The 21,425-nt window shown below is 54.5% G+C and carries 23 protein-coding genes; 18 read left to right on the forward strand and 5 right to left on the reverse strand.

Annotated elements, in window-relative coordinates; all coding sequences use genetic code 11:
• The first annotated feature begins 49 nt into the window (after nucleotides 1-49).
• The 9 genes from dxs to NYE74_RS15700 all read left to right on the forward strand — a co-directional run bounded on the left by dxs (nucleotide 50) and on the right by NYE74_RS15700 (nucleotide 9,584).
• Nucleotides 50-1,966, forward strand: a complete 1,917-nt coding sequence (dxs, locus tag NYE74_RS15660) for a 1-deoxy-D-xylulose-5-phosphate synthase (protein ID WP_155619841.1) — start codon at nucleotides 50-52, stop codon at nucleotides 1,964-1,966.
• Between the two features lie 27 nt (nucleotides 1,967-1,993).
• Entirely contained in the window at nucleotides 1,994-2,860 is an 867-nt protein-coding gene (locus tag NYE74_RS15665) for a TlyA family RNA methyltransferase (protein WP_036621775.1), read from the forward strand.
• A gap of 155 nt (nucleotides 2,861-3,015) precedes the next feature.
• A complete protein-coding gene (locus tag NYE74_RS15670) occupies nucleotides 3,016-3,501 on the forward strand; it encodes a hypothetical protein (protein WP_172531689.1) in 486 nt (161 codons plus the stop codon).
• An 18-nt stretch (nucleotides 3,502-3,519) separates the two neighbouring features.
• Nucleotides 3,520-3,972: a transcriptional regulator AhrC/ArgR gene (ahrC, locus tag NYE74_RS15675; RefSeq protein WP_036621779.1), complete on the forward strand. Its 453-nt coding sequence runs from the start codon at nucleotides 3,520-3,522 to the stop codon at nucleotides 3,970-3,972.
• Nucleotides 3,973-4,014: 42 nt separating this feature from the next.
• Nucleotides 4,015-5,754 carry a DNA repair protein RecN gene (gene recN, locus NYE74_RS15680; RefSeq protein WP_036621781.1) on the forward strand — a complete coding sequence of 580 codons (1,740 nt, stop codon included), beginning with the start codon at nucleotides 4,015-4,017 and terminating at the stop codon, nucleotides 5,752-5,754.
• Between the two features lie 99 nt (nucleotides 5,755-5,853).
• On the forward strand, nucleotides 5,854-7,185 hold the full coding sequence (gene spoIVB / locus NYE74_RS15685; RefSeq protein ID WP_036621783.1) for a SpoIVB peptidase: 1,332 nt from the start codon (nucleotides 5,854-5,856) through the stop codon (nucleotides 7,183-7,185).
• A gap of 242 nt (nucleotides 7,186-7,427) precedes the next feature.
• Nucleotides 7,428-8,234 carry a sporulation transcription factor Spo0A gene (spo0A, locus tag NYE74_RS15690; RefSeq protein ID WP_036621785.1) on the forward strand — a complete coding sequence of 269 codons (807 nt, stop codon included), beginning with the start codon at nucleotides 7,428-7,430 and terminating at the stop codon, nucleotides 8,232-8,234.
• Between the two features lie 805 nt (nucleotides 8,235-9,039).
• The gene (locus NYE74_RS15695; protein WP_036621788.1) at nucleotides 9,040-9,348 is read left to right on the forward strand and encodes an ArsR/SmtB family transcription factor; all 309 of its coding nucleotides are present in this window, start codon (nucleotides 9,040-9,042) and stop codon (nucleotides 9,346-9,348) included.
• Nucleotides 9,349-9,365: 17 nt separating this feature from the next.
• Complete coding sequence (locus NYE74_RS15700) at nucleotides 9,366-9,584, forward strand: hypothetical protein (protein ID WP_341004903.1); 219 nt, start codon at nucleotides 9,366-9,368, stop codon at nucleotides 9,582-9,584.
• Nucleotides 9,585-9,639: 55 nt separating this feature from the next.
• Here the strand turns inward: NYE74_RS15700 and NYE74_RS15705 are convergent, their stop codons facing one another.
• Nucleotides 9,640-9,945 (reverse strand): DUF2627 domain-containing protein, encoded by a 306-nt coding sequence (locus tag NYE74_RS15705; RefSeq protein WP_036621794.1) that lies wholly within the window; start codon nucleotides 9,943-9,945, stop codon nucleotides 9,640-9,642.
• Nucleotides 9,946-10,132: 187 nt separating this feature from the next.
• On the opposite strand from NYE74_RS15705, the gene lpdA reads away from it, so the two are divergent.
• The 5 genes from lpdA to lipB all read left to right on the forward strand — a co-directional run bounded on the left by lpdA (nucleotide 10,133) and on the right by lipB (nucleotide 15,931).
• The gene (lpdA, locus tag NYE74_RS15710) at nucleotides 10,133-11,554 is read left to right on the forward strand and encodes a dihydrolipoyl dehydrogenase (protein WP_036621795.1); all 1,422 of its coding nucleotides are present in this window, start codon (nucleotides 10,133-10,135) and stop codon (nucleotides 11,552-11,554) included.
• 191 nt (nucleotides 11,555-11,745) lie between these two features.
• The gene (locus tag NYE74_RS15715; protein ID WP_036621798.1) at nucleotides 11,746-12,768 is read left to right on the forward strand and encodes a thiamine pyrophosphate-dependent dehydrogenase E1 component subunit alpha; all 1,023 of its coding nucleotides are present in this window, start codon (nucleotides 11,746-11,748) and stop codon (nucleotides 12,766-12,768) included.
• A gap of 3 nt (nucleotides 12,769-12,771) precedes the next feature.
• A complete protein-coding gene (locus tag NYE74_RS15720; protein ID WP_036621800.1) occupies nucleotides 12,772-13,758 on the forward strand; it encodes an alpha-ketoacid dehydrogenase subunit beta in 987 nt (328 codons plus the stop codon).
• 16 nt (nucleotides 13,759-13,774) lie between these two features.
• A complete protein-coding gene (locus NYE74_RS15725; protein ID WP_341004905.1) occupies nucleotides 13,775-15,205 on the forward strand; it encodes a dihydrolipoamide acetyltransferase family protein in 1,431 nt (476 codons plus the stop codon).
• Between the two features lie 27 nt (nucleotides 15,206-15,232).
• Nucleotides 15,233-15,931: a lipoyl(octanoyl) transferase LipB gene (gene lipB, locus NYE74_RS15730; protein WP_036621805.1), complete on the forward strand. Its 699-nt coding sequence runs from the start codon at nucleotides 15,233-15,235 to the stop codon at nucleotides 15,929-15,931.
• On the opposite strand, the gene prli42 is transcribed toward lipB, so the two are convergent.
• Complete coding sequence (gene prli42 / locus NYE74_RS15735) at nucleotides 15,921-16,019, reverse strand: stressosome-associated protein Prli42 (RefSeq protein WP_115311167.1); 99 nt, start codon at nucleotides 16,017-16,019, stop codon at nucleotides 15,921-15,923. The genes lipB and prli42 overlap by 11 nt on opposite strands.
• A gap of 72 nt (nucleotides 16,020-16,091) precedes the next feature.
• Between prli42 and NYE74_RS15740 the strand changes: the two genes are divergently transcribed.
• Nucleotides 16,092-17,219, forward strand: a complete 1,128-nt coding sequence (locus NYE74_RS15740; protein WP_036621808.1) for a M20/M25/M40 family metallo-hydrolase — start codon at nucleotides 16,092-16,094, stop codon at nucleotides 17,217-17,219.
• 56 nt (nucleotides 17,220-17,275) lie between these two features.
• Here NYE74_RS15740 and NYE74_RS15745 read toward each other — a convergent pair whose 3' ends face one another.
• Nucleotides 17,276-17,839, reverse strand: a complete 564-nt coding sequence (locus NYE74_RS15745; RefSeq protein WP_341004907.1) for a tetratricopeptide repeat protein — start codon at nucleotides 17,837-17,839, stop codon at nucleotides 17,276-17,278.
• Nucleotides 17,840-17,842: 3 nt separating this feature from the next.
• Complete coding sequence (locus NYE74_RS15750; RefSeq protein WP_036621812.1) at nucleotides 17,843-18,022, reverse strand: hypothetical protein; 180 nt, start codon at nucleotides 18,020-18,022, stop codon at nucleotides 17,843-17,845.
• Between the two features lie 120 nt (nucleotides 18,023-18,142).
• Between NYE74_RS15750 and NYE74_RS15755 the strand changes: the two genes are divergently transcribed.
• From NYE74_RS15755 to spoIIM, 3 genes are all read left to right on the forward strand, one after another.
• Nucleotides 18,143-18,700: an NUDIX hydrolase gene (locus tag NYE74_RS15755; RefSeq protein WP_036621815.1), complete on the forward strand. Its 558-nt coding sequence runs from the start codon at nucleotides 18,143-18,145 to the stop codon at nucleotides 18,698-18,700.
• 3 nt (nucleotides 18,701-18,703) lie between these two features.
• Complete coding sequence (locus NYE74_RS15760; RefSeq protein ID WP_036621818.1) at nucleotides 18,704-19,900, forward strand: endonuclease Q family protein; 1,197 nt, start codon at nucleotides 18,704-18,706, stop codon at nucleotides 19,898-19,900.
• Between the two features lie 95 nt (nucleotides 19,901-19,995).
• Nucleotides 19,996-20,634 carry a stage II sporulation protein M gene (gene spoIIM, locus NYE74_RS15765; protein ID WP_124333694.1) on the forward strand — a complete coding sequence of 213 codons (639 nt, stop codon included), beginning with the start codon at nucleotides 19,996-19,998 and terminating at the stop codon, nucleotides 20,632-20,634.
• Nucleotides 20,635-21,123: 489 nt separating this feature from the next.
• Here spoIIM and NYE74_RS15770 read toward each other — a convergent pair whose 3' ends face one another.
• Nucleotides 21,124-21,342, reverse strand: a complete 219-nt coding sequence (locus tag NYE74_RS15770) for a hypothetical protein (protein ID WP_124332631.1) — start codon at nucleotides 21,340-21,342, stop codon at nucleotides 21,124-21,126.
• Nucleotides 21,343-21,425 lie beyond the last annotated feature (83 nt).

A 21,425-nucleotide genomic window follows, 5' to 3' on the forward strand; every position in this document is an offset into this window, starting at 1 on the left:
ATGAACGTTATTAACATCCAGAGGGAAATCCATTTTAGGAAAGCGGGGAATGGCTGTGCTGCTTTCACAAATTCATGAGCCTGCCGATCTGAAAAACCTGTCCGTGGACCAATTGACTTCGCTTGCGGCGGAAATCCGCCGGTTTTTGATCGAAAAGCTGTCGGCGACAGGCGGGCATCTGGCTCCCAATCTGGGCGTGGTGGAATTGACGATCGCCCTGCACTACTGCTACAACAGTCCCGAAGACAAATTTATTTTTGACGTCGGCCATCAGGCCTATGTACATAAAATATTGACGGGGCGGATGGACCGGTTTGACACGCTGCGCAAGTACAAAGGGTTATGCGGGTTTGTCAAGCGGAGCGAAAGCGAGCATGACGTGTGGGAAGCGGGCCATAGCAGCACTTCGCTCTCGGCGGCCATGGGCATGGCTTTGGCGCGCGATTTGAAAGGCGAATCGCACCGGGTCGTCGCCGTCATCGGCGACGGTGCGCTGACCGGGGGCATGGCGTTTGAAGCGCTCAATCATATCGGTCACGAGAAAAAAGATCTCATGGTGATCCTGAACGACAACGAGATGTCGATTGCGCCCAACGTGGGAGCGATGCATAACTATTTGACCAAACTCCGCTCCGACCGCAATTATCTGCGAGCCAAAGACGAGGTGGAGCAGTTGCTCAGGAGGATCCCGGCGATTGGCGGCAAGCTGGCCAGAACCGTGGAGCGGATGAAGGACAGCTTGAAATACATGATGGTTTCCGGCGTTTTGTTCGAGGAGCTTGGTTTTAAATATCTCGGCCCGGTGGACGGTCATGATTTGCCGGGATTGATCGAATCGTTTAAGCAAGCTAACAATGTAAGCGGCCCTGTATTGGTTCACGTGTTGACAACCAAAGGTAAAGGGTATACGCCGGCGGAAATGGATTCGCACAAATGGCACGGCGTCAGCACGCCGTACAAAATCGAATCGGGCCAGCTGCTCAAGGCGGTCGGCAATCCGACATATACGGAAGTGTTCGGACAAACGCTGATCGAGCTGGCCGAACAGGATGAGCGCATTGTCGCGGTCACGCCGGCGATGCCCGGCGGCTCGGGGCTGGTGAAATTCGCCGAGCGCTTCCCGGACCGGATGATTGACGTAGGCATCGCCGAGCAGCACGCGGCGACGATGTGCGCGGCGTTGGCGATGGAGGGCATGAAGCCGGTTTTCGCCGTGTACTCTACCTTCATGCAGCGCGCTTACGACCAGATCGTACACGATATTTGCCGGCATAACGCCAACGTAATGTTCGCCATCGACCGGGCGGGATTTGTCGGGGCGGACGGGGAAACGCACCAGGGAGTTTTCGATATCGCCTTTTTGCGGCATATTCCGAACATGGTGCTGATGATGCCGAAGGATGAAAACGAACTGCGCCATATGATGAAAACCGCGCTGGAATACAACGACGGTCCGATCGGCTACCGTTATCCGCGGATTAACGTTCCCGGCGTTCCGCTGGACGAGGAGCTCGCCTTGATTCCGATCGGCAGCTGGGAAATGGTCCGCGAAGGGGAAGGACCGGCGATCATCGCGGTCGGCCCGATGGTGCAGGTGGCCGAAGAAGCCGCCGACATGATGAAGCGGGAAGGCGTGACGGCCTCCGTCGTCAACGCCCGGTTTTTAAAGCCGCTCGACGAAAGCATGCTGCTGAAGCTGGCGCATGGCAGCGGCGAGCTGATCGTGCTTGAGGAAGCGTCCCAGGCGGGCAGCTTGGGCAGCGCCGTTCTGGAGTTTTACGCCGAGCGCGGCATCACCGGGCTGGACATCCGCCTGATGGGAGTGCCGGACCGGTTCATCGAACACGGCAGCATTAAAGAACAGCTGGAGGAAGTCGGTTTGACGGCGGAGGGCGTTGTTATGGAATTGAAAAAATTCCGTTCCGATCAGCCGTATTCCCTCGCCAAGAAGGTTAAGCCGGTTTAAGTAAATGTGAGATAGACGGGAGATTTTATGTCGGTTTCCAAGGAACGCATAGACGTCCTGCTCGTGGAGCAGGGATTTTTCGACAGCAGGGAAAAAGCGAAGGCGGCCATTATGGCCGGGCTCGTGTTCGGCGGGCAGGAGCGGATCGAAAAGGCCGGCACGAAAATACCGCGCGATACGGAGCTTACGGTGAAGGGCGCGATCCATCCTTATGTCAGCCGCGGCGGGCTTAAGCTGGAGAAGGCGCTGAAGCGGTTCGGGATCGATTTGACGGGCCGGACGATGCTGGATATCGGGTCGTCCACCGGCGGGTTTACCGATTGTGCCCTGCAGCACGGGGCCGGCTACGTGTACGCCATCGATGTCGGATACAACCAGCTTGACTGGTCGCTCCGCAACGATGAGCGGGTTAACGTAAAGGAGCGGACGAACTTCCGCTATATGACGCCGGAGGATTTGGACGGGCCGAAGCCGGATTTTGCCAGCATCGACGTCTCGTTCATTTCGCTGAAAATCATTTTGCCCCCGCTCCTGGCTTTATTGGAAAGGCCTGCGGATATCGCGGCGCTGATCAAGCCGCAATTTGAAGCGGGGCGCGAAAAAGTCGGGAAATCCGGGGTCGTGCGGGATCCCAAGGTGCATCTGGATGTGCTGGAAACGGTGCTTTCCTTTGCCGAGGAGCTGGGGTATTGCGTGCGTGGATTGACCTTTTCACCAATCACCGGCGGGGAAGGAAATATCGAATTTTTGGCCCATCTTCGCCTTGAGACGAACGGCGGCTCAGCCGATCTGGACGGCAGCGGAGAAGCCGGACGGCGACAACGGATACGGGAAACGGCCGAGCGCGTCGTCATGGAAGCGTCCGAAACCTTTAGCGGAGGCCCATCGCAATGATGGGTCTTTTTTCTGTTGCAAACTATTGCCAAACGAACATTTGTTCCCTATAATAAAAGAAGATGAAGCTAGTCCCATATGACGATAAATTGTTGATTATTCCTGACAGGAGCTTGGGCGCAAGCGTCGAAATAGATTGTTTGAGGTGATTTGGAGTGGGGGCATTCTCTGACGGTCTATTGATGGTGCTTATCGCCGCGTTTGCGGTGTATCTGCTTTATCGCGGATTTCGCTCCTGGGTCCGCAAGCCGTTATCCTTAAGAACCAGCATCGGTTTTGCTTTGAACGAGGAAATCTTGGATCATCCGGCGGTCGACCTTCTGGAACAAGCCGGATATACGGTCGTCAGCGACAAGCTGAAGGTGCCGCTCGCCTTTCGGGTGAATCGGGATATTTTGCACAGCCGCTTGTTCATTGACTATATCGCGATCAAAGACGGGGAATTCTATCTGGTAAGGACGGCAAGGGACCGCATCGCGATCGAGTGGACGGGCAGCGGTGTGCGGAAAGAGCTTTTGCCTTACCTGCTCTTATATCCGGAATGCGCCGGCGTTCTTTATGTGGACGCGGAGCAGGGCGACATCCGGGAAATCTCCTTGACGACGGATGAAGACGAAGATGAAGACGAAGCAGCCTTGTAGGGCTTATGGAGGGCATTTATGAAAGGACAACGACATATTAAAATTCGCGAGATCATCGCAGCGAAGGAAATCGAAACCCAGGACGAGCTGGTGGAGGCTTTGCGTGAGGCCGGTTACCAGGTGACGCAGGCGACCGTATCCCGCGATATTAAAGAATTAATGCTGATCAAGGTGCCGACCGATGACGGCAGGTACAAATACTCGATGCCGACCGCGCAGCGTTACAATCCCGTGCAGAAATTGCAGCGGGCCTTGATCGACAGCTTCGTACATATCGATCACACGGGCAATTTGGTCGTGATGAAATGCCTGCCGGGGACGGCGAACTCGGTGGCTGTTCTGATCGACAACATGGAATGGCCCGACCTGCTTGGGACGATTTGCGGGGACGATACGATTTTGCTGATCTGCCGCAGCGAGGAGTACGGTTTATATGTGATTGAGCAGATTATGAGCTATATTTCCGGGTGAATTCCTGAAAATCTCTGATTTAAAGAGGGGAGTGGCCTTCACATGTTGGTTCATTTATCGATTCGCAATTTGGCTGTTGTTGAAGCGGTGGATATTTCGTTTGCTTCCGGTTTTCATGTACTGACGGGCGAAACGGGCGCCGGCAAATCGATTATTATCGATGCGCTTGGCTTGATTGCGGGAGGCCGCGGCTCGGCCGACTTAATCCGTTACGGCTGCGACAAAGCCGAAATGGAGGCATCCTTCGACCTGCCCGAGCATCATCCGGTTTGGACTGCGTTAAGCCGGTTAGGCATCGGCGGCGATCCCGGAGAACTGCTGATCATCCGCCGGGAAATCAGCATGCAGGGCAAAAGCTCGGCCAGAGTCAACGGCCAGCTCGTCAATCTGTCGATGCTGCGCGAAGTCGGCGATCAATTGATCAATCTGCACGGACAGCACGAGCATCAGACGCTGCTCCGCCCGGAGCGCCACCTGGAGCTGCTGGACGCCTACGGCGCCGGCGCGATCGAGCCGATCAAAACGAAATATCAGCAGACTTATGCCGAATTTGTCCGGATCGATAAAGAATACAGCGAGCTTCGCAATACGAGTCAGCAGGCCCTGCAAATGCTGGATCTGTACCGGTTCCAGATCAACGAAATCGCCGCGGCCTCCTTAAAACCGGGCGAAGATGAATTGCTTAACGAGGAAAAGGTCAAGCTATCCCATAGCGAGAAGATGATGGACTCGGTGTCCCGGGCTTATGAACTGCTGTACGGGCCGCAAGGGCTCGATGCCGTCGCCAAGGCGATCGCCCGCTTAAGCGAGGTCGCGGGCTACGACAGCAAAGGGATTGCTCCGCTGGTCGAACAGCTGCAGTCCGCTTATTACCAATTGGAGGACTCGGCATACGGTTTGCGGGGATACCGGGAGCGCATCGAATTTAACCCCGAACGGCTCGAGGAAGTGGAGGAACGGCTTGATTTGATTTCCACCCTGCGGCGCAAATACGGAGACGATGTTCAGGGGATTTTGGATTATTACGAAAAAATCCGCAAGGAAGCGGACACGCTTGAAAATAAGGACGAACTGCTGGAGCAGCTGCAAGCCAAACGTTCGGAAATGACGTCCAAGCTGTTGGCGGAGGCTGCCGAATTAAGCGCTGTACGGCAGCAAATCGCCACGGATCTTGCGGAACAAATCGAAAGCGAATTGAAGGATTTGCAAATGGAGCGGACCAGTTTGCAGGTCAAACTAACCTGGAATGAAGACCCGCAAGGCTTGGAGTGGCAAGGCAAAAAGGTAAGGCCCGGCAAGCAGGGAATCGACAGCGCGGAATTCCTCATTTCCCCCAACCCGGGGGAACCGCTCAGACCGCTGAGTAAAATCGCTTCCGGCGGCGAATTGTCCCGGATGATGCTGGCTTTAAAGAGCATTTTTGCCCGCCATGATCAAGTGCCTGTATTGATTTTTGACGAGGTGGATACGGGAGTTAGCGGGCGCGCCGCCCAATCGATCGCCAACAAGCTGTCGCGGTTGTCCGGCGCGTGCCAGGTTTTTGCCATTACGCATCTTCCTCAGGTGGCTTGTATGGCGGATCGTCAGTATTTAATCGAAAAAATTGTGGACGATGGCCGGACGATGACCCGCGTAAACCCCTTGGATGCGGCAGGGCGCGTAAACGAGCTTGCCCGCATGCTGGGCGGCGTGGAAATCACGAAAAAGACACGGCACCATGCTCATGAAATGCTGAAGCTGGCACAGGCGCAGAAGGATGGCTTATTAAGTACGGCACAATGATTGACAGTAATAAAAGACCTGCCCCGGGGTATCTTAAGGGTACGCAATTGGCGACCACCTTTTCGTCAAGCGAAAGAAGCTAAGGGAGCGTGACAGCCATTGAACCCGAACCTCAGGAAAAGAATGCTCGGTCTTTTACTTGCTTTCTTCTTTTGTTTCATCGGTACGTCCGCAGCAAAGGGACACGCGCCTGTTCTGCCGGACCAACTGCGCCTGTTCCAAGGCCAAGGCACGCAAATTTCGTTAGCACTTCCCGTACAGGCCGAAGTCAGCGTCGATCGGCCCGATGTCATCCGCTTAAACGGGCAGCCTAACCCTTCCATGAAAGTGTCTTTGGGACATCCGCTCAAGCTTTCGTCGCTTCGGAGCGGAGAAGCCAAACTCCGCATGAAATTATTCGGTCAAATTCCTCTTAAGACCGTAAAGGTCAACGTAATTCCTGATTTAAAAGTGATTCCCGGCGGTCAAACGATTGGAGTTAAAGTGAAATCAGCGGGAATTTTAGTGGTTGGCCACCATCAGGTGCTCACGGACACGAGCAAGCTGTCTCCCGGCGAGGCGGCGGGAATTGAGGCCGGAGATTTGATCACGCACATCAACGGCATTAAGTTGAAGGATGTTCGAGATGTGGCGGAAATCGCCGAAGCGGCCGGTAAGAGCAAACGACCGATGCAGGTAACCTACCAACGGGACAGCAAGGAATACACGACTTCTTTAACTCCGGCATTTGACAAGCAAGATCGCGCATGGCGGCTGGGGCTGTATATACGCGATTCAGCGGCAGGGGTAGGCACTTTGACGTTTTACGCTCCTGAACAAGGTGTATATGGGGCGTTAGGTCATATTATTACCGATATGAATACCCAAACGCCGATTGTCGTGGGCAGCGGTCAAATTTTGCAATCCAGCGTTACCTCGATTTCCAAAAGCGAAAGCGGGGAGCCCGGTGAAAAACGCGCCCACTTTTTGAAGGAAGGCAAAATGCTTGGTACTATTGAACGCAACACGCATTTTGGAATTTTCGGAAAGATGTCGCAAAATCCGGAGCACAGCGTTTATCAGAAACCGGTGCCCGTAGCGTTTGCCGAGGAAGTCAAAGAAGGTCCCGCTGAAATTTTAACGGTTGTGGAAGGACAGCGGGTCGAGCGTTTTAAAGTCGAGATCGTGCATGTTTCCAAACAAAGCGTGCCGGAAACGAAAGGACTGGTCCTGCGGATCACGGATCCACGGCTGGTCGAGAAAACCGGCGGGATCGTGCAAGGGATGAGCGGCAGCCCGATTATGCAAAACGGAAAGCTGATCGGCGCCGTGACCCATGTGTTTGTAAACGATCCGAAATCCGGTTACGGTTGCTTTATTGAATGGATGCTGCAGGATGCGGGAATATTGGAACGTCCCCAGAACACTTTCCAAAATCTTAAGGCGAGCTAAAAGCCTTAAGATTTTTTCCTTTTTGTCGACATGCGGCAAGCAGAATGATGTATAGGTTTGTCGAAAACATACGAACAACATCGCTTTGTGTAAATAAATAATTTATTATATCTTAACTCCGCAAAAAAATAAAGAAAAATAATTTTCGACAGAAGGAATTTACTTTTGTGTGTCGAATCCTTATTCTGGGAAGAAGAGAATAACAAAAAACTATCCATTTACTTGAAGGAGGAAGTTGGAAAGTGCAGAAAATCGAAGTGTTGTTGGCGGATGATAACCGGGAATTTACGAATTTGCTTGCGGAATATATTTCGGAGCAGGACGACATGATCGTCTCCGGAATCGCCTATAACGGAGAAGAAGTGCTGGAGATGATCGAAAACGCGGCCAAAGTACCGGATGTTCTGATCTTGGATATCATCATGCCGCACCTGGATGGTTTGGGCGTGTTGGAACGTATCCGTGATTTGAATCTGAATCCGCAGCCTAAAATCATCATGCTGACTGCCTTCGGGCAAGAGAACATTACGCAGCGTGCCGTCCAGCTCGGCGCTTCTTACTACATTTTGAAGCCGTTTGACATGGAGGTGCTCGCCAATCGAATTCGTCAGCTCGTTGGCGTACAGCATATGACGACCGGCGGAGCTCCTGCGGCCGTCTTTACGAAATCGAACGTTGTTCCGCTTGGCAAAGGCAAAAACCTGGATGCGAATATTACTTCGATCATTCATGAAATCGGAGTTCCGGCGCATATTAAGGGTTACCAGTATTTGCGCGAAGCCATCACGATGGTTTACAACAACATCGAAATTTTGGGTGCCATCACGAAAACGCTGTATCCGGCGATCGCGGAGAAATTCAAGACGACGCCATCCCGTGTGGAACGCGCCATCCGGCATGCGATTGAAGTCGCCTGGACGCGTGGCAACATCGATTCCATCAGCCATTTGTTCGGCTACACGATCAATATTTCCAAATCCAAACCAACCAACAGCGAATTTATCGCAATGGTGGCCGACAAGCTGAGAATTGAGCACAAAGTGTCGTGAAAGGGTAAGGAGTAATGGTACGGCAAAGGATTTCGGATTTTGGCAACGGCATCTAGCCAGTTTAATTTTGGAGGCAAATATCCAAAAAAACCAAAAATACCGCTTATTTATTGGTTCCTTCGGAAACCGGTAAAGGAGCGGTGTTTTTTAACATTATAGAAGGCTCAAAACCGAGATCAGTGCTTGACAAATAAATTATGACTGCCTTGGTATCCTGCATGCTGCTTTGCATGATTATCCCTCTTGTTCAGGGGGTAGAGGGTGGGGGATACTCACGGTCCTTTCATTTTTCTTCTCCTGAATTTATCTTCCTCTCTGCTTCCGGATCAAATGGGATAATCGTGCAAAGCGTCCGGACAGCGGATGTTGATCTGCTGACCAACTCTTTATGAAGCGGAACGCGAAGTTCCAAAAATTCGTTTACCTACAGGTTGTGCATAGAATGGCCTCCTTATTCTTCTGCAAATCAGCTGTTTTTTTGTTAAGCCGTGAGTTAATCCGAAATTGATATGGAGTCACGCATCGCTGATAACACTGACAGTAAGCTCGGAAAGTATTAATAACTTTTGAGCTTTTTTATTCGAACGGAATGCATGAAGCGTAACGGCGACACTAAGGCGGGGTCAAAGACAACAGATAAAACGAAATTTGTAAATCATCTTGCCGGAACATACATGTACTAGATCACCAATGCAAGCGGCCGCTTTTCATTTTTGCGGGTTGTGCGGGTTGACAAGATGCGCCGGCAGAGATATTCTGCCAAAGAACATATGCTCATGTACAATAATTGCTGGAGGCAGTTTTCATGGAAAAAGATGTGCATTCGTTTTTGAGTCCGGATACGCTCGAAAAAGTTTCGACGATTTTCAAAGCGCTGTCGGATCCTACCCGAATTAAAATTTTGTATTTGCTCTCCGAAGAGGAATGTTCGGTGACGCATATGTCGGAGGTGCTGAACTTGTCGCAATCGGCGGTATCCCATCAGCTTAGCATGCTGAGGAATTTGCGCCTGGTGAAATACCGCAGGGAAGCAAACACGCTGTACTACAGCTGCGATGACGGGCATGTCATCTCGCTGCTGACCCAGGCGATCCAGCACGCTAAATGCGATTAAGAGAGGATGAGGGGATGATGGAGAACGATTTGGAGTTGGATTTTGATTTGGAATCTTGCCGGGAATTGGCGGAGCGTTCCGGGCAAAGCGAAGCGGACAGACAACTTGTGCGCGAGCTGATCGGCCAAGCGGAAAAGCTGTCGGCGGAGAATGTCCGGCTGCGCAAAGCGCTGCTGCGGGCTTCCCGGAACGGGGCGCGGATGTCGAGCAAACTCAAAGAAGCGTTATACGAATAAACTAAAAAAAGCTGTCCCGCGTAAGTGAAGTCAATTCGCCGGGAACAGCTTTTATTCATGTGCCGGATTGATTTTGCTCTGTTTGCGCGGGTTCTTTTTTACGAAATCTTGGTCCAACATAATTGCGTTTGCGGTCGCGGAAAAAAATCCAGCCGCCCAAAAAGCCGACGCCTGCGGCAAACAGCAGCAATCCAAAACCGAATTGCAGCCAGTCGAACGTGACTTTGGCAAGCGAATCGTCACCGTGTTTGGACATATAATCAAATAGGGCATCCTTTATTTTAAGGAACCCGGTCATGGCGGCTATGCCTGGTATCACCAGCATAAGAATGGCAATGAACCGGGAAATCATCAGCTTCATGGAGCAGGATCGTCCTTTCCGATCAGAAATGGCATTCCTCTTCATCATACCTTGTTCGGCATGTTCTGTCCATTTCAGGACCGGATTTGTATTAAGGGCAAAACAGGGTAAAATAGGAGTTGGATTTATGGCGCAAACGCATGGGACTTATATATAGCGATTTTAAAAGAATGGTGGAGATTTGATTATGGCAATCCAATGTGATGTGGCGATTTTAGGAGGGGGCACGGGAGGTTATATTGCCGCGATTCGCGCTGCCCAACTCGGCAAGGAGGTCGTAATTATCGAACAGGACAAGCTTGGCGGAACCTGCCTGCACCGCGGCTGCATTCCGAGCAAGGCGCTGCTGCGGAGCGCGGAGCTGTATGCGCAAATGAAGGAGAGCGCCGCTTTCGGCATTGAGACGAGCGGACTGACATTGGTGTTTCCCAAAGTGCAGGAAAGAAAAGGGCAAATCGTCGAGCAACTGCACAAAGGTGTTCAATATTTAATGCGGAAGCATAATATCAAGGTGATTCAGGGCAGGGGCAGGGTCACCGGTCCTTCGATCTTTTCTCCGAAAAGCGGGGCGGTTGCCGTGGAGCTGGCGAATGGTGAAATGGAGACGGTCGTCCCGGCCAATCTGATCATCGCCACCGGTTCGCGGCCGCGTACACTGCCCGGTCTGGTTCCCGACGGAAAGCATGTGCTGAGCAGCGACGAGGCGCTCGTGTTGGAGGAGCTTCCGGGTTCGATGATCATCGTCGGCGGCGGGGTGATCGGTGTCGAATGGGCTTCCCTGCTGAGCGATTTCGGGGTGGAAGTCACGATCGTGGAAGCGGCGGATCAGCTGCTCCCGGCGGAGGACGAGGATGTGGCCCGCGAACTGCGCAAGCAGTTGGAGAAGCGGGGCGTAAAAGTGCTGACCGGGGTGAAGGTGGATCCCGAATCCTGCGAGATTCAGGAGGGGCAGGTACATATAGCGGCACTGCAGGGAGAAAAGCCGCTGCGGCTGCAGGCGGACAAGCTGCTGCTTTCGATCGGCCGGCAGGCGAACGTGGAGAACATCGGGTTGGAAAATACCGACATTGGTTTAGACCGGGGCTTCATCCGGGTAAATGAAAATATGCAGACGACGGAACCGCATATTTACGCGATCGGCGATTGCATCGGCGGTTTGCAGCTGGCCCATGCCGCAAGCCATGAGGGGCTGACGGCCGTGCATCACTTGGCCGGAGAGAGCTCGCATGCTTATCACGCCTCCCAAGTGCCGCGCTGCGTCTATACCCGCCCGGAGGTCGCTTCAGTGGGGCTTACGGCCAAAGAGGCCAAAGCCAAAGGATATGAAGTGAAGGAGGGCAAAGTTCCATTTTCGGCGATCGGGAAAGCGCTGGTGCAGGGGGAAAGCGGAGGGTTCGTCAAAATGATCGCCGATGCTCGCACGAACGACATTTTGGGCGTTCACATGATCGGTCCGCATGTCACCGAGCTGATCAGCCAGGCTGCGCTTGCGCAGCTGCTTGACGCGACACCGTGGGAAATCGGACAAGCGGTGTTTGCCCATCCGACGCTCTCGGAAATTATCGGGGAAGCGGCCTTGGTTGTCGAAGGAAACTCGCTTTCTTTATAGAGGTTGTGCTGAAAACCCGACTTTTTGAACACGCACTTATAAGCATTTCGCGGATAAAGTTTTCTTTTTGGCGGAAAAGCGTTTATAATAAGGTTATTCCAAGTCTTAGTACCAGGTTTTAAGATTAGATGTAACAAGGTGCTAATCTTGCATTTCAACCCAATGTAAGTTAAACAAAGGAGGTAACTCCCATGAACGCCAAAAGTTCAGTGCAAACCAAACCGCAACATGAGCAACTCGGATTGTCGGACACGGAAGTCGTCGAGATGTACAAATACATGGTGCTCGCGCGCAAATTCGATGAGCGCTGTCTGCTGCTGCAGCGGGCGGGGAAAATCAATTTTCATGTCTCCGGCATCGGGCAGGAAACGGCTCAGGTTGCCGCAGCGTTTGCGCTTGACCGGCAGCATGATTACTTTTTGCCCTATTACCGCGACTACGGCTTTGTAATGGCGGTAGGCATGACGTTGGAGGAACTGATGCTGTCGGCGTTCGCCAAAGCGGGCGACCCGAACAGCGGCGGACGGCAAATGCCGGGTCACTTCGGCAGCAAGCGGCTGCGCATCGTGACGGGCTCCAGCCCGGTAACGACGCAGGTCCCGCATGCCGTCGGCTTTGCTTTGGCCGCCAAAATGCAAAAAAAGACGAGCGTTTCGTACGTAACGTTTGGGGAAGGCTCCAGCAACCAGGGCGACTTCCACGAAGGCCTGAACTTTGCCGGCGTTCAGAAGCTGCCGGTCATCTTCCTGTGCGAAAACAACCAATACGCCATCTCGGTGCCGATCAAGAAGCAGCTTGGCGGCCGGGTGGTCGACCGGGCCCAGGGCTACGGCTTTCCGGGCATCCGGGTCGACGGCAACGACGCCCTTGAGGTTTACCGCATCGTGAAGGAGGCCAGGGAGCGGGCCGTTAGCGGAGAGGGGCCGACGTTGATCGAAGCGATGATGTACCGTTTGTCCCCGCACTCCACTTCGGATAACGATCTGGCTTACCGGACGAAAGAAGAAGTCGATAAGAACTGGAAAAAGGACGGCATCCCGAAAATGAAATCCTATCTGATCGAACACGGCTTATGGAGTGAGGAACGCGAAGAAGCGCTGCTTAAGGATATCCAGCAGCAGCTAAAGGACGCGCTGAAGGCGGCGGAAGACGCGCCGTACCCGAAACCGGAGGATACGCTGCTGCACGTGTACGCCAGCGAAGGAGAGGTGTAAGTTATGCCGGTAATGGAATATATCGACGCGATTCGTCTGGCGATGAAAGAGGAAATGGAGCGCGACGAAAGCGTGTTTGTGTTAGGGGAAGACGTCGGCGTCAAGGGCGGCGTGTTTACGACGACGAAAGGGCTGCAGGAGCAGTTCGGGGAGATGCGCGTGATCGATACGCCGCTGGCGGAATCGGCGATCGCCGGCGTGGCGATCGGCGCGGCCATGTACGGCATGAAGCCGATTGCCGAAATGCAGTATTCGGATTTTATGCTGCCGGCCACGAACCAAATTATTAGCGAGGCGGCGAAGATCCGCTACCGTTCCAACAACGACTGGAATTGTCCTGTCGTGGTGCGCGCGCCGATCGGCGGCGGCATTTTTGGCGGGCTGTACCATTCCCAGTGCCCGGAATCGATCTTTTTTGGCACCCCGGGCCTGAAAATCGTCGCCCCTTATTCGGCTTACGATGCCAAGGGCTTGCTGAAAGCGGCGATTCGCGACCCCGATCCCGTGCTGTTCTTTGAGAACAAGAAATGCTACAAGCTGATTAAAGAGGACGTCCCCGAGGACGATTACATCGTGCCGATCGGCCAGGCGAAGGTGCTGCGCGAAGGCACGGACATTACCGTGATCGGCTACAGTCTGCCGCTGCATTTCGCGATGCAGGCCGCCGCGGAGCTGGAGGCGGAGCAGGGCATCAGCGCGCATATCTTGGACTTGCGCACGCTCCAGCCGCTGGACCGCGAGGCGATTATTGCGGCGGCCCGTAAAACCGGCAAAGTGCTGATCGTGCACGAGGACAATAAAACCGGCGGCATCGGCGCCGAGGTGGCGGCGATCGTTTCCGAGGAGTGCCTGTTCGAGCTGGATGCGCCGATTGGGAGATTGTGCGGGCCGGACGTGCCGGCGATGCCGATCAGTCCGCCGATGGAGAAGTTTTTTATGCTTAGCAAGGATAAAGTCAAAGAAGCGATGCTTCAATTGGCGCTTTATTAACGGGAGTGAGGATTTCATGCCAAACCAAAAAACGTTAACCGACGTCGCGTTGCCCCAGCTAGCGGAATCGCTCGTTTCGGCGACCATCGGAAAGTGGCTGAAAAAGCCGGGAGATCCGGTTGAGCAATACGAACCGATTTGCGAAGTGATCACGGATAAAGTCAACGCTGAAATTCCGTCGACGGTGGACGGGATTATGGGCGAACTCCTGGCCCAGGAAGGTCAGGAAATCCAGGTGGGAACGGTCATCTGCCGGATCGAGACGGCTGCGGAGGCGGCCGGTTCCGCAGCCGGCGATACATCCCTGGCTACCGCCGGACCAGGTTCGACGGTGGCCCCTGCGCCGAGCCTCGCGGCAAGCGACGGTACGCAGCGCAGCCGTTACTCGCCGGCGGTGCAGACGCTGGCGGCCGAACACGGCCTGGATCTGCGCAAGATCGCCGGCACCGGGCTGGGCGGGCGCGTGACCCGCAAGGACGTGCTGGCCTTTATCGAGCGCGGCGGGGCCGCTTCGGCGGCTTCTGCATCCGCGGGAGCAGCGGCCAACCAGCCGGCGCAGCCATCGCAGCAGCAGCCGGCTCAGCCGGGCGCAGCATCTGCGGCAGCGGTTGAGCCGGCCCCGTACGCCGCTCCGGCCAGCCCGATCCCGGCCGGACTGAACGCCGCCGTTTCCGAGCCGGTTCGCAATTCCGGCCTGCATTTGACGGAAACGCCGCGTATTCCGACGATCGAAGTGGAGAATGGCGACCGCTCCGAATATTTCATCGACGTGACCCCGATCCGCAACACGATTGCGACGCGGATGCGCCAAAGCGTGTCGGAAATTCCGCACGGCTGGATGATGATCGAGGTGGACGTGACGAACCTCGTGCAGCTCCGTAATAAGCTGAAGGATGAGTTTAAGAAAAAGGAAGGCGTCAATTTAACGTATTTGGCTTTCCTTCTTAAAGCCGTTGTCGGCGCGATCAAGGATTATCCGATCATGAACTCGGTCTGGGCGGTGGACAAAATCATCGTCAAACGGGACATCAATATCTCGCTTGCCGTAGGCACCGAAGATTCCGTCATGACGCCTGTGATCAAAAAAGCCGACCAGAAAAACATCGCCGGCCTTGCCCGGGAAATTGAAGAGCTGGCGTCGAAAGTCCGCTCCGGCAAGCTGAAGCTGGATGATATGCAGGGCGGAACGTTTACCGTGAACAACACGGGGTCCTTTGGTTCTATTTTGACGCAGCCGATCATCAATTATCCGCAGGCCGCTATTCTAACGTTCGAGTCGATCGTCAAAAGACCGGTCGTCATCAACGACATGATCGCCGTACGTTCCATGGCCAACCTTTGTTTGTCCCTTGACCACCGCATCCTGGACGGGGTCATTTGCGGCCGTTTCATGCAGCGGGTGAAGGACAATATGGAAAGCTACTCTTTGGATACTCAGGTATATTAATTCCAACCTAAAAGAGGCGAAAAGCAGATGAACAACATTCCCTTGAAAGTAATGTATTATCCGATGATGGAGTACGGGGAAGCGTGGGAACTGCAAAAGCGCTTGGTTAAAGCGATAGACGGAGAACAGCAGCAGGAGCACCTGCTGCTGCTTCAGCATCCGCCGACATATACGATCGGTTCCCAGCGCCACCCCGAGCATTTGCTGCTTGGTCCGGAAGAGCTTAAGCAGCGGGGGATTTCCGTGTTTGAAATCGACCGCGGCGGAGATATTACATACCATGGTCCGGGACAGCTGGTCGGGTATCCGCTGCTCTGGCTGGAAGCCGGCCAGGGCCTTAATTTGCACGGTTATCTGCGCCAGCTGGAGCAGGTGATTATCAATTATTTGGCCCGTTTTGGGGTGGAAGGCAGCAGGAAACCGGAATACACCGGCGTTTGGGTCGGGGATGTCAAAATTTGCGCCATCGGCGTGAAGTTTAATAAATGCCGTCATAAAAGAGGGTTTATTACGAGCCACGGCTTTGCTTTGAATGTGAAGTCGGGCATCCAGGAGGATGGCTTCCGCGGCATCATTCCCTGCGGCATTCAGGAATACGGGGTAACTTCGCTGGAAGACGTCACCGGCCGGAACTTTACCGTTGAAGAGGCTGCGCGCGATCTCGTTCCGCTGTTTTCCGCGGTGTTCGGCCGGTCCGGAGCGTTCGAGCCGGCGGTTAACGAATAAAAAGCGGCTCCAGGAAGGCGAGCAGCGTGGAAGCCAGCATCGCAAACAGCATCAAATATACGACGATTCTCATCCATTTTTTTTGCATAGAGAAAACTCCTCCAACATAAACGTATATTTTCACTTATTCTATCGTAACGAAGAAAGCGAGGAAAGTCCAATGATCAACGAAACCAGAGTCATCGGACAGTTTTTGGAGCTCGTGCAAATCGACAGCGAGACCAAACACGAACGCCTTATTGCGGATTATTTGAAAAACAAGTTGTCCGAACTTGGCTTAGGTCTGGTGGAGGACGGCTCGCAAGCCGAGACCGGCCACGGCGCCGGCAATTTGATCGCGACCCTGGCGGCCAGCGGAAGCGTTGACGCCGAGCCGTTCCTGTTCTCCTGCCACATGGATACGGTAGAGCCCGGGAAAGGGATCAAACCGGTCGTCGGCGAAGACGGATGGATCCGCAGCGACGGAACGACGATTTTGGGCGCGGACGACAAAGCCGGTCTGGCCGTACTGCTGGAAGTGATCCAGGTGCTGCGCGAACGGAATATCCCCCACGGAAAAATCCAGTTCGTCATCTCGGCCGGCGAGGAGTCGAACCTGAGAGGGGCAAGGGCGCTCGACGTCAAGCATCTGGACGCCAAATTCGGATTCGCCCTTGATACGAACGGCGAAGTCGGGACGATTTGCGTCGGGGCTCCGACCCTGGCGCGGGTCGAAATCGAAATTTTCGGCAAATCGGCGCATGCCGGGGTCAATCCGGAAGACGGCATCAGCGCGATTCAGGTCGCCGGCAAGGCGATTGCCCGGATGAATCTCGGCCGCATCGATGACGAAACGACGGCCAATATCGGAAAATTTGAAGGCGGCGGCCCGACCAATGTCGTACCGGATCACGTCAAATTGTACGGCGAGGCGCGCAGCCTTTCCCAGGTCAAGGTGGAGCGGCAGCTGGAGGAAATGAAGGAGGCCGTGGAGGCGGTCTGCCGGGAGTACGGAGCCAAAGGGAATTTTCACAGCGAGATCATGTACCGGGGATTCCTCATTTCCGAGGAGGAGACAGCGCTGCGGATTGCCCGGAAGGCGGCGGCAGCGCTGGATATGTCCGGCGATACTTTCGTCTCCGGGGGCGGCAGCGACGCCAACGTGCTGAACGGCTACGGGATTCCGACCGTAAACCTTGCGATCGGTTATGAGAACATTCACACCACCGAGGAAAAAATCAAGGCGGACGATATCGTCAAAGCGGCGGAATTCGCGCTTGAAATCGTCCGGCAGTCCTGCATCGTGTAAACGGTCCGGGAACGCGGCAGCCCAGGGCCGGAAAGGCTCCCTGGGCTGCCGTTATGTTAATGCAGCAGCGTTGCCGCCCGGGCCGGCCTGGGTTCCGTTTGTTCCGCGGAACTAACGGTGCGCCAGCCCGAGGTTTGAATAATATGTAGGGTTTGGTTGAAATCTTCCAAATACTTGCGGATTTTGATTCGCTCCGCTTCGGGCGGATGGTAGATTTCCATTCTGCGCCGCAGGTTTAACATCGCTTCCTGCAAATAACAGGAAGCCGCGCCGAAGCGGGCGGCGGCCAAATTCCCGCTCTGTTCGGCGATCGCCTCAAAGATCGCTGCGGCTTCCCGATAATATCCCTCGTCATAACGCATTTCCGCCCAAATGTAGCTAAGCTCCAAAAAAGGGGGAGATGGCCTGCTTAGCGTTTCGGGATCGATCAGGGCGATCCGTTTTTTGGCCAGCTCCGCGTAACCTGCTTTATATAAGGACTGCACCAGCGCGCTGAGCAGATGGATATCGCTTTGTCCTGCGATTTTATCGGCAAACTGGATTCGTCCTTTCTCAACGGAGTTTTGAATCAACTGGACCATTTTGGCCATGTTCTGAGGTTGTCCGACGGGACTACGCATAATTCACCCCCCGCTTTCTATTAACCTGAAACGATGCAACTGAATAACCGGCAGCCGGGAATCGATCAGATCCGTCAGTTTTGCCTCCGGCCCCGCTTCTTTCAGCCATTGCGCCAGCAAAACGCGGATTTGCCACGCCTTGCCCTGGGCCCGGACGGCGGTCGGAGAAAAGCAGCTTTTCATTTTCAAAGGCTCCTTTCCTGAGCAGGTTTGGTATAATAACAGCATATGCCCTTATTGGACAAGTTATGTGCAAGAATTCGCGCGTTTCTTTACGCGTTATATAAAAGGAGGACGTTAAACATGGCAGCTGATCAATTAAAAGAAACGACGGTTTCGACCGATCCGGTATTTTCCGGGAAAATGATCTCTTTGCAAGTCGACACGGTCAAGCTTCCCGACGGTACGCTGGCGACGCGGGAGGTTGTGAAGCATCCCGGGGCCGTTGCGGTGCTGGCGGTCCATGAGGGGCGGCTGCTGCTCGTCGATCAATACCGTCAGGCGATGGGGCGCTGCGAGCTGGAGATTCCGGCAGGCAAGCTGGAAAAGGGAGAAGATCCGCTGGAGGCGGCGGCTAGAGAGCTTCAGGAGGAGACGGGCTATACCTGCGGCAAGCTGACGCATCTGCATTCTTTTTACACGTCCCCGGGGTTCGCGGATGAGATCATCCATCTGTATTGGGCCGAGGAGCTAAGCGCCGGCGAGATGGCCCCGGATGCCGACGAATTTCTCGAAGTCCACGAGGCGACGCTGGAGGAAGCGCTGCAGCATATCGCCGAGGGCCGGATCGCCGATGCGAAGACGATTTTGGCCGTATACATCTGGCAGCTGCGGCTCACTTGGGAAACGGCGGTCCGCTAAATCATGCGGCTGGAAACAGAAGGACTGCACACCGTGTTTGCCGATCTGCACATTCATATTGGCCGGACCGGGCGGGGGGAGCCGGTCAAAATCAGCGGCAGCCGCGATCTGACCTTTGCCAACATTGCGAGGGAAGCCGCCTTGCGCAAAGGGATCGGCCTGGTCGGCATCATCGACTGCCATTCCCCCGGCGTGCAGGAGGACATTGCCCAATGTCTGGAGCGGGGGGAGATGCACGAGTTGGCCGAGGGAGGCGTCGCTTATCAAGAGACGACGCTGCTGCTCGGCAGCGAGCTGGAGATTCGCGAGCCGGGGATGGGGCCGGCGCATTTGCTGGCGTTTTTTCCGACGTTTGCCGCGATTCGCGGGTTTACCGGCTGGCTGGAAAAAAGGATGAAAAACGTCATGTTAAGCTCGCAGCGCGTATACACGCCGGCGCGTACACTGCAGGAAGAGGTGTATGCGCGCGGGGGAATGATCATTCCGGCGCATATTTTTACGCCGCACCGCAGCATTTACGGCAGCTGTGCGCCGCGCATGGACGACGTGCTCGACACGGCGCTGATCAGCGCCGTCGAGCTGGGCCTAAGCGCCGACAGCGAAATGGCCGGGCTGATCAGCGAACTGGATCCGTTTACGATCCTGACCAATTCGGACGCCCATTCACTCGGCAAGATCGGCCGGGAATACAACGAGCTGCTGCTTGTCGCGGCAAATTACCGGGAGTTCGCCAAAGCGCTGAAGCAAGAGGACGGCCGGCGCGTCGCCGGCAATTACGGGCTGAATCCCCGGCTCGGCAAATACCACCGGACATACTGCGGCAACTGCAGCTATATTATCGACGAAGCGGAGGCGGCGGTGGAACGCTGCCCGTATTGCGGCAGCCCGAAGCTGGTGCGCGGCGTATACGACCGGATTCGCTCGATCGCGGACCGTCAGGCGCCCGCTGTTCCGGCGCACCGGCCGCCGTACCACTACCAGGTGCCGCTGGAGTTTATCCCGGGCCTGGGCCCGGCGAAGCTGGAGCTGCTGCTTGCCGCATTCGGCACCGAGATGAACATCCTGCACCATGTCCCGGAAGCGAAGCTCGCCGAAGTCGCCGGGCCGGAACTGGCCGCCCGGATCGCCGAGGCGCGAAGCGGCAGGCTGGAGCTGGCCGCCGGGGGCGGGGGGATTTACGGCAAAGTGAAGAAATCCTGAGCGCTGGCAGGCGCTGGTTAGGCATAAGGAAGGAAGCTTGTTCATAAATTTTTTCTAAGGCACAAGTATTTGAACAAGCGAGGAGGCTTTCTTACATGCTTCAACCGATACGCCATGCGCTTAAGGATCAAACCCCGTTGTACGTATTCGTTGCGGTGCTGTTTTTAATGGGCGTCGTGTTCGGAGCGCTGATGGTCAATGCGCTGACGCTGGAGCAGCAGCAGGATTTATCGCGATATTTCGGCGACTTTTTCTTATCGATCAACGAAGGCGGAACGGAGTTTCAGCCGATGTCGTACTGGGAGGTCGCCGTTTTACATTTGAAATGGCTGGGTTTGATATGGCTGCTTGGACTTTCCGTGATCGGTCTTCCGGGGATACTGATTCTCGATTTTTTGAAAGGCGTATTGATCGGCTTTACGGTGGGCTGCCTGGTCGGGCAATACACTTGGAAAGGGCTGCTGTTCGCCCTCGTTTCGATTGCGCCGCATAATCTGATCGTCATCCCCGCTTTGTTGATTGCGAGCGTGGCCGCCGTCAGTTTTTCGCTCAACATCATCCGATCGCGGGTCCTGCTGGGTGGCAGCGGCAACGCATCGCGCCCGTTTCTCTCCTACACCGGCCTGACGCTGGCGATGGCCGCCGTGCTGCTCGCGGTATCTTCGTTCGAAACATGGGTCACCCCCGCGATGATGGCTTGGGTTACTCCTATGATATCGCCGAATGCCTTGTAGTCGCATTTACTGCAAATCGTCTGCATTCGGGATGCTACCGAAGTGAATTTTCACTTTTTCGGAAGCATCCTGTTTCATTTTCTCTTAGAAGGGAACGTTCCCGTCGCCGCGAACGAAATACAGATTCGGATCGTATAGGCCCGGGCAGTACGTCCGGAATATGACGGACGTTCGGATGCTGGTGCAGCCGCCTGCCAACCAAAGGCCGGCAGGGATTGTAGAATTGGGAGTACATCGGCCTTTAAAATAGCGGCATTTTATGTACTTATTTTTCTAAGAATGGTCCAGAAATACGGGGATTTCATTGCGGCGGGGAAAATAACGGCATAAACCGCCTCTATTTCTCTCGAACGAACGGAAATCTCCGGAATAGCGGGCGTTTTTGCTTTTATTTTTTTCGCTGGAGTTGCTTTTTTTGGCATTGGTTTTTGTTTCGGAGGCAAAACAAAAAAGCGCCGCTGCCGCTGATTTTAAGAGGAGTCCAGCTCCTCACAGCAGGCTCAGAATGCCGAATATCCAAAAAATTACACCTAACGCTATGCTGATAACCCCGGCAAATTTGATGTAGTCGATAAAGCCGGCGCTTGGGTCCGAGTCCTTTGGCAAACCTATTGGCCGAAAAAGCCAAGACGTTGGCTTCTTGATCGCAAATATGCCCAAACAGACGATTAGAGCTCCAAGCAGGAGCAGAAAAATAGTAAAAAGCACGGGATCATCTCCTTAACAAATGTTACGGGCAGGATGGGGAATGGTTTCAGACTCTAGCAAAATGTTTGACTTTGTGGAATGAC

It is taken from the genome of Paenibacillus sp. FSL P4-0127 (assembly GCF_038007325.1).
GTDB lineage: Bacteria > Bacillota > Bacilli > Paenibacillales > Paenibacillaceae > Fontibacillus > Fontibacillus macerans.

Excerpts from the sequence above, each read along its gene's own strand:
- dxs (WP_155619841.1), top strand. The coding sequence starts at position 50 with ATGGCTGTGCTGCTTTCACAAATTCATGAGCCTGCCGATCTGAAAAAC.
- NYE74_RS15665 (WP_036621775.1), top strand. The coding sequence starts at position 1,994 with ATGTCGGTTTCCAAGGAACGCATAGACGTCCTGCTCGTGGAGCAGGGA.
- ahrC (WP_036621779.1), top strand. The coding sequence starts at position 3,520 with ATGAAAGGACAACGACATATTAAAATTCGCGAGATCATCGCAGCGAAG.
- recN (WP_036621781.1), top strand. The coding sequence starts at position 4,015 with ATGTTGGTTCATTTATCGATTCGCAATTTGGCTGTTGTTGAAGCGGTG.
- NYE74_RS15695 (WP_036621788.1), top strand. The coding sequence starts at position 9,040 with ATGGAAAAAGATGTGCATTCGTTTTTGAGTCCGGATACGCTCGAAAAA.
- NYE74_RS15700 (WP_341004903.1), top strand. The coding sequence starts at position 9,366 with ATGGAGAACGATTTGGAGTTGGATTTTGATTTGGAATCTTGCCGGGAA.
- NYE74_RS15705 (WP_036621794.1), bottom strand. The coding sequence starts at position 9,945 with ATGAAGCTGATGATTTCCCGGTTCATTGCCATTCTTATGCTGGTGATA.
- lpdA (WP_036621795.1), top strand. The coding sequence starts at position 10,133 with ATGGCAATCCAATGTGATGTGGCGATTTTAGGAGGGGGCACGGGAGGT.
- NYE74_RS15715 (WP_036621798.1), top strand. The coding sequence starts at position 11,746 with ATGAACGCCAAAAGTTCAGTGCAAACCAAACCGCAACATGAGCAACTC.
- NYE74_RS15720 (WP_036621800.1), top strand. The coding sequence starts at position 12,772 with ATGCCGGTAATGGAATATATCGACGCGATTCGTCTGGCGATGAAAGAG.
- NYE74_RS15725 (WP_341004905.1), top strand. The coding sequence starts at position 13,775 with ATGCCAAACCAAAAAACGTTAACCGACGTCGCGTTGCCCCAGCTAGCG.
- lipB (WP_036621805.1), top strand. The coding sequence starts at position 15,233 with ATGAACAACATTCCCTTGAAAGTAATGTATTATCCGATGATGGAGTAC.
- prli42 (WP_115311167.1), bottom strand. The coding sequence starts at position 16,019 with ATGCAAAAAAAATGGATGAGAATCGTCGTATATTTGATGCTGTTTGCG.
- NYE74_RS15740 (WP_036621808.1), top strand. The coding sequence starts at position 16,092 with ATGATCAACGAAACCAGAGTCATCGGACAGTTTTTGGAGCTCGTGCAA.
- NYE74_RS15745 (WP_341004907.1), bottom strand. The coding sequence starts at position 17,839 with ATGCGTAGTCCCGTCGGACAACCTCAGAACATGGCCAAAATGGTCCAG.
- NYE74_RS15750 (WP_036621812.1), bottom strand. The coding sequence starts at position 18,022 with ATGAAAAGCTGCTTTTCTCCGACCGCCGTCCGGGCCCAGGGCAAGGCG.
- NYE74_RS15755 (WP_036621815.1), top strand. The coding sequence starts at position 18,143 with ATGGCAGCTGATCAATTAAAAGAAACGACGGTTTCGACCGATCCGGTA.
- NYE74_RS15760 (WP_036621818.1), top strand. The coding sequence starts at position 18,704 with ATGCGGCTGGAAACAGAAGGACTGCACACCGTGTTTGCCGATCTGCAC.
- spoIIM (WP_124333694.1), top strand. The coding sequence starts at position 19,996 with ATGCTTCAACCGATACGCCATGCGCTTAAGGATCAAACCCCGTTGTAC.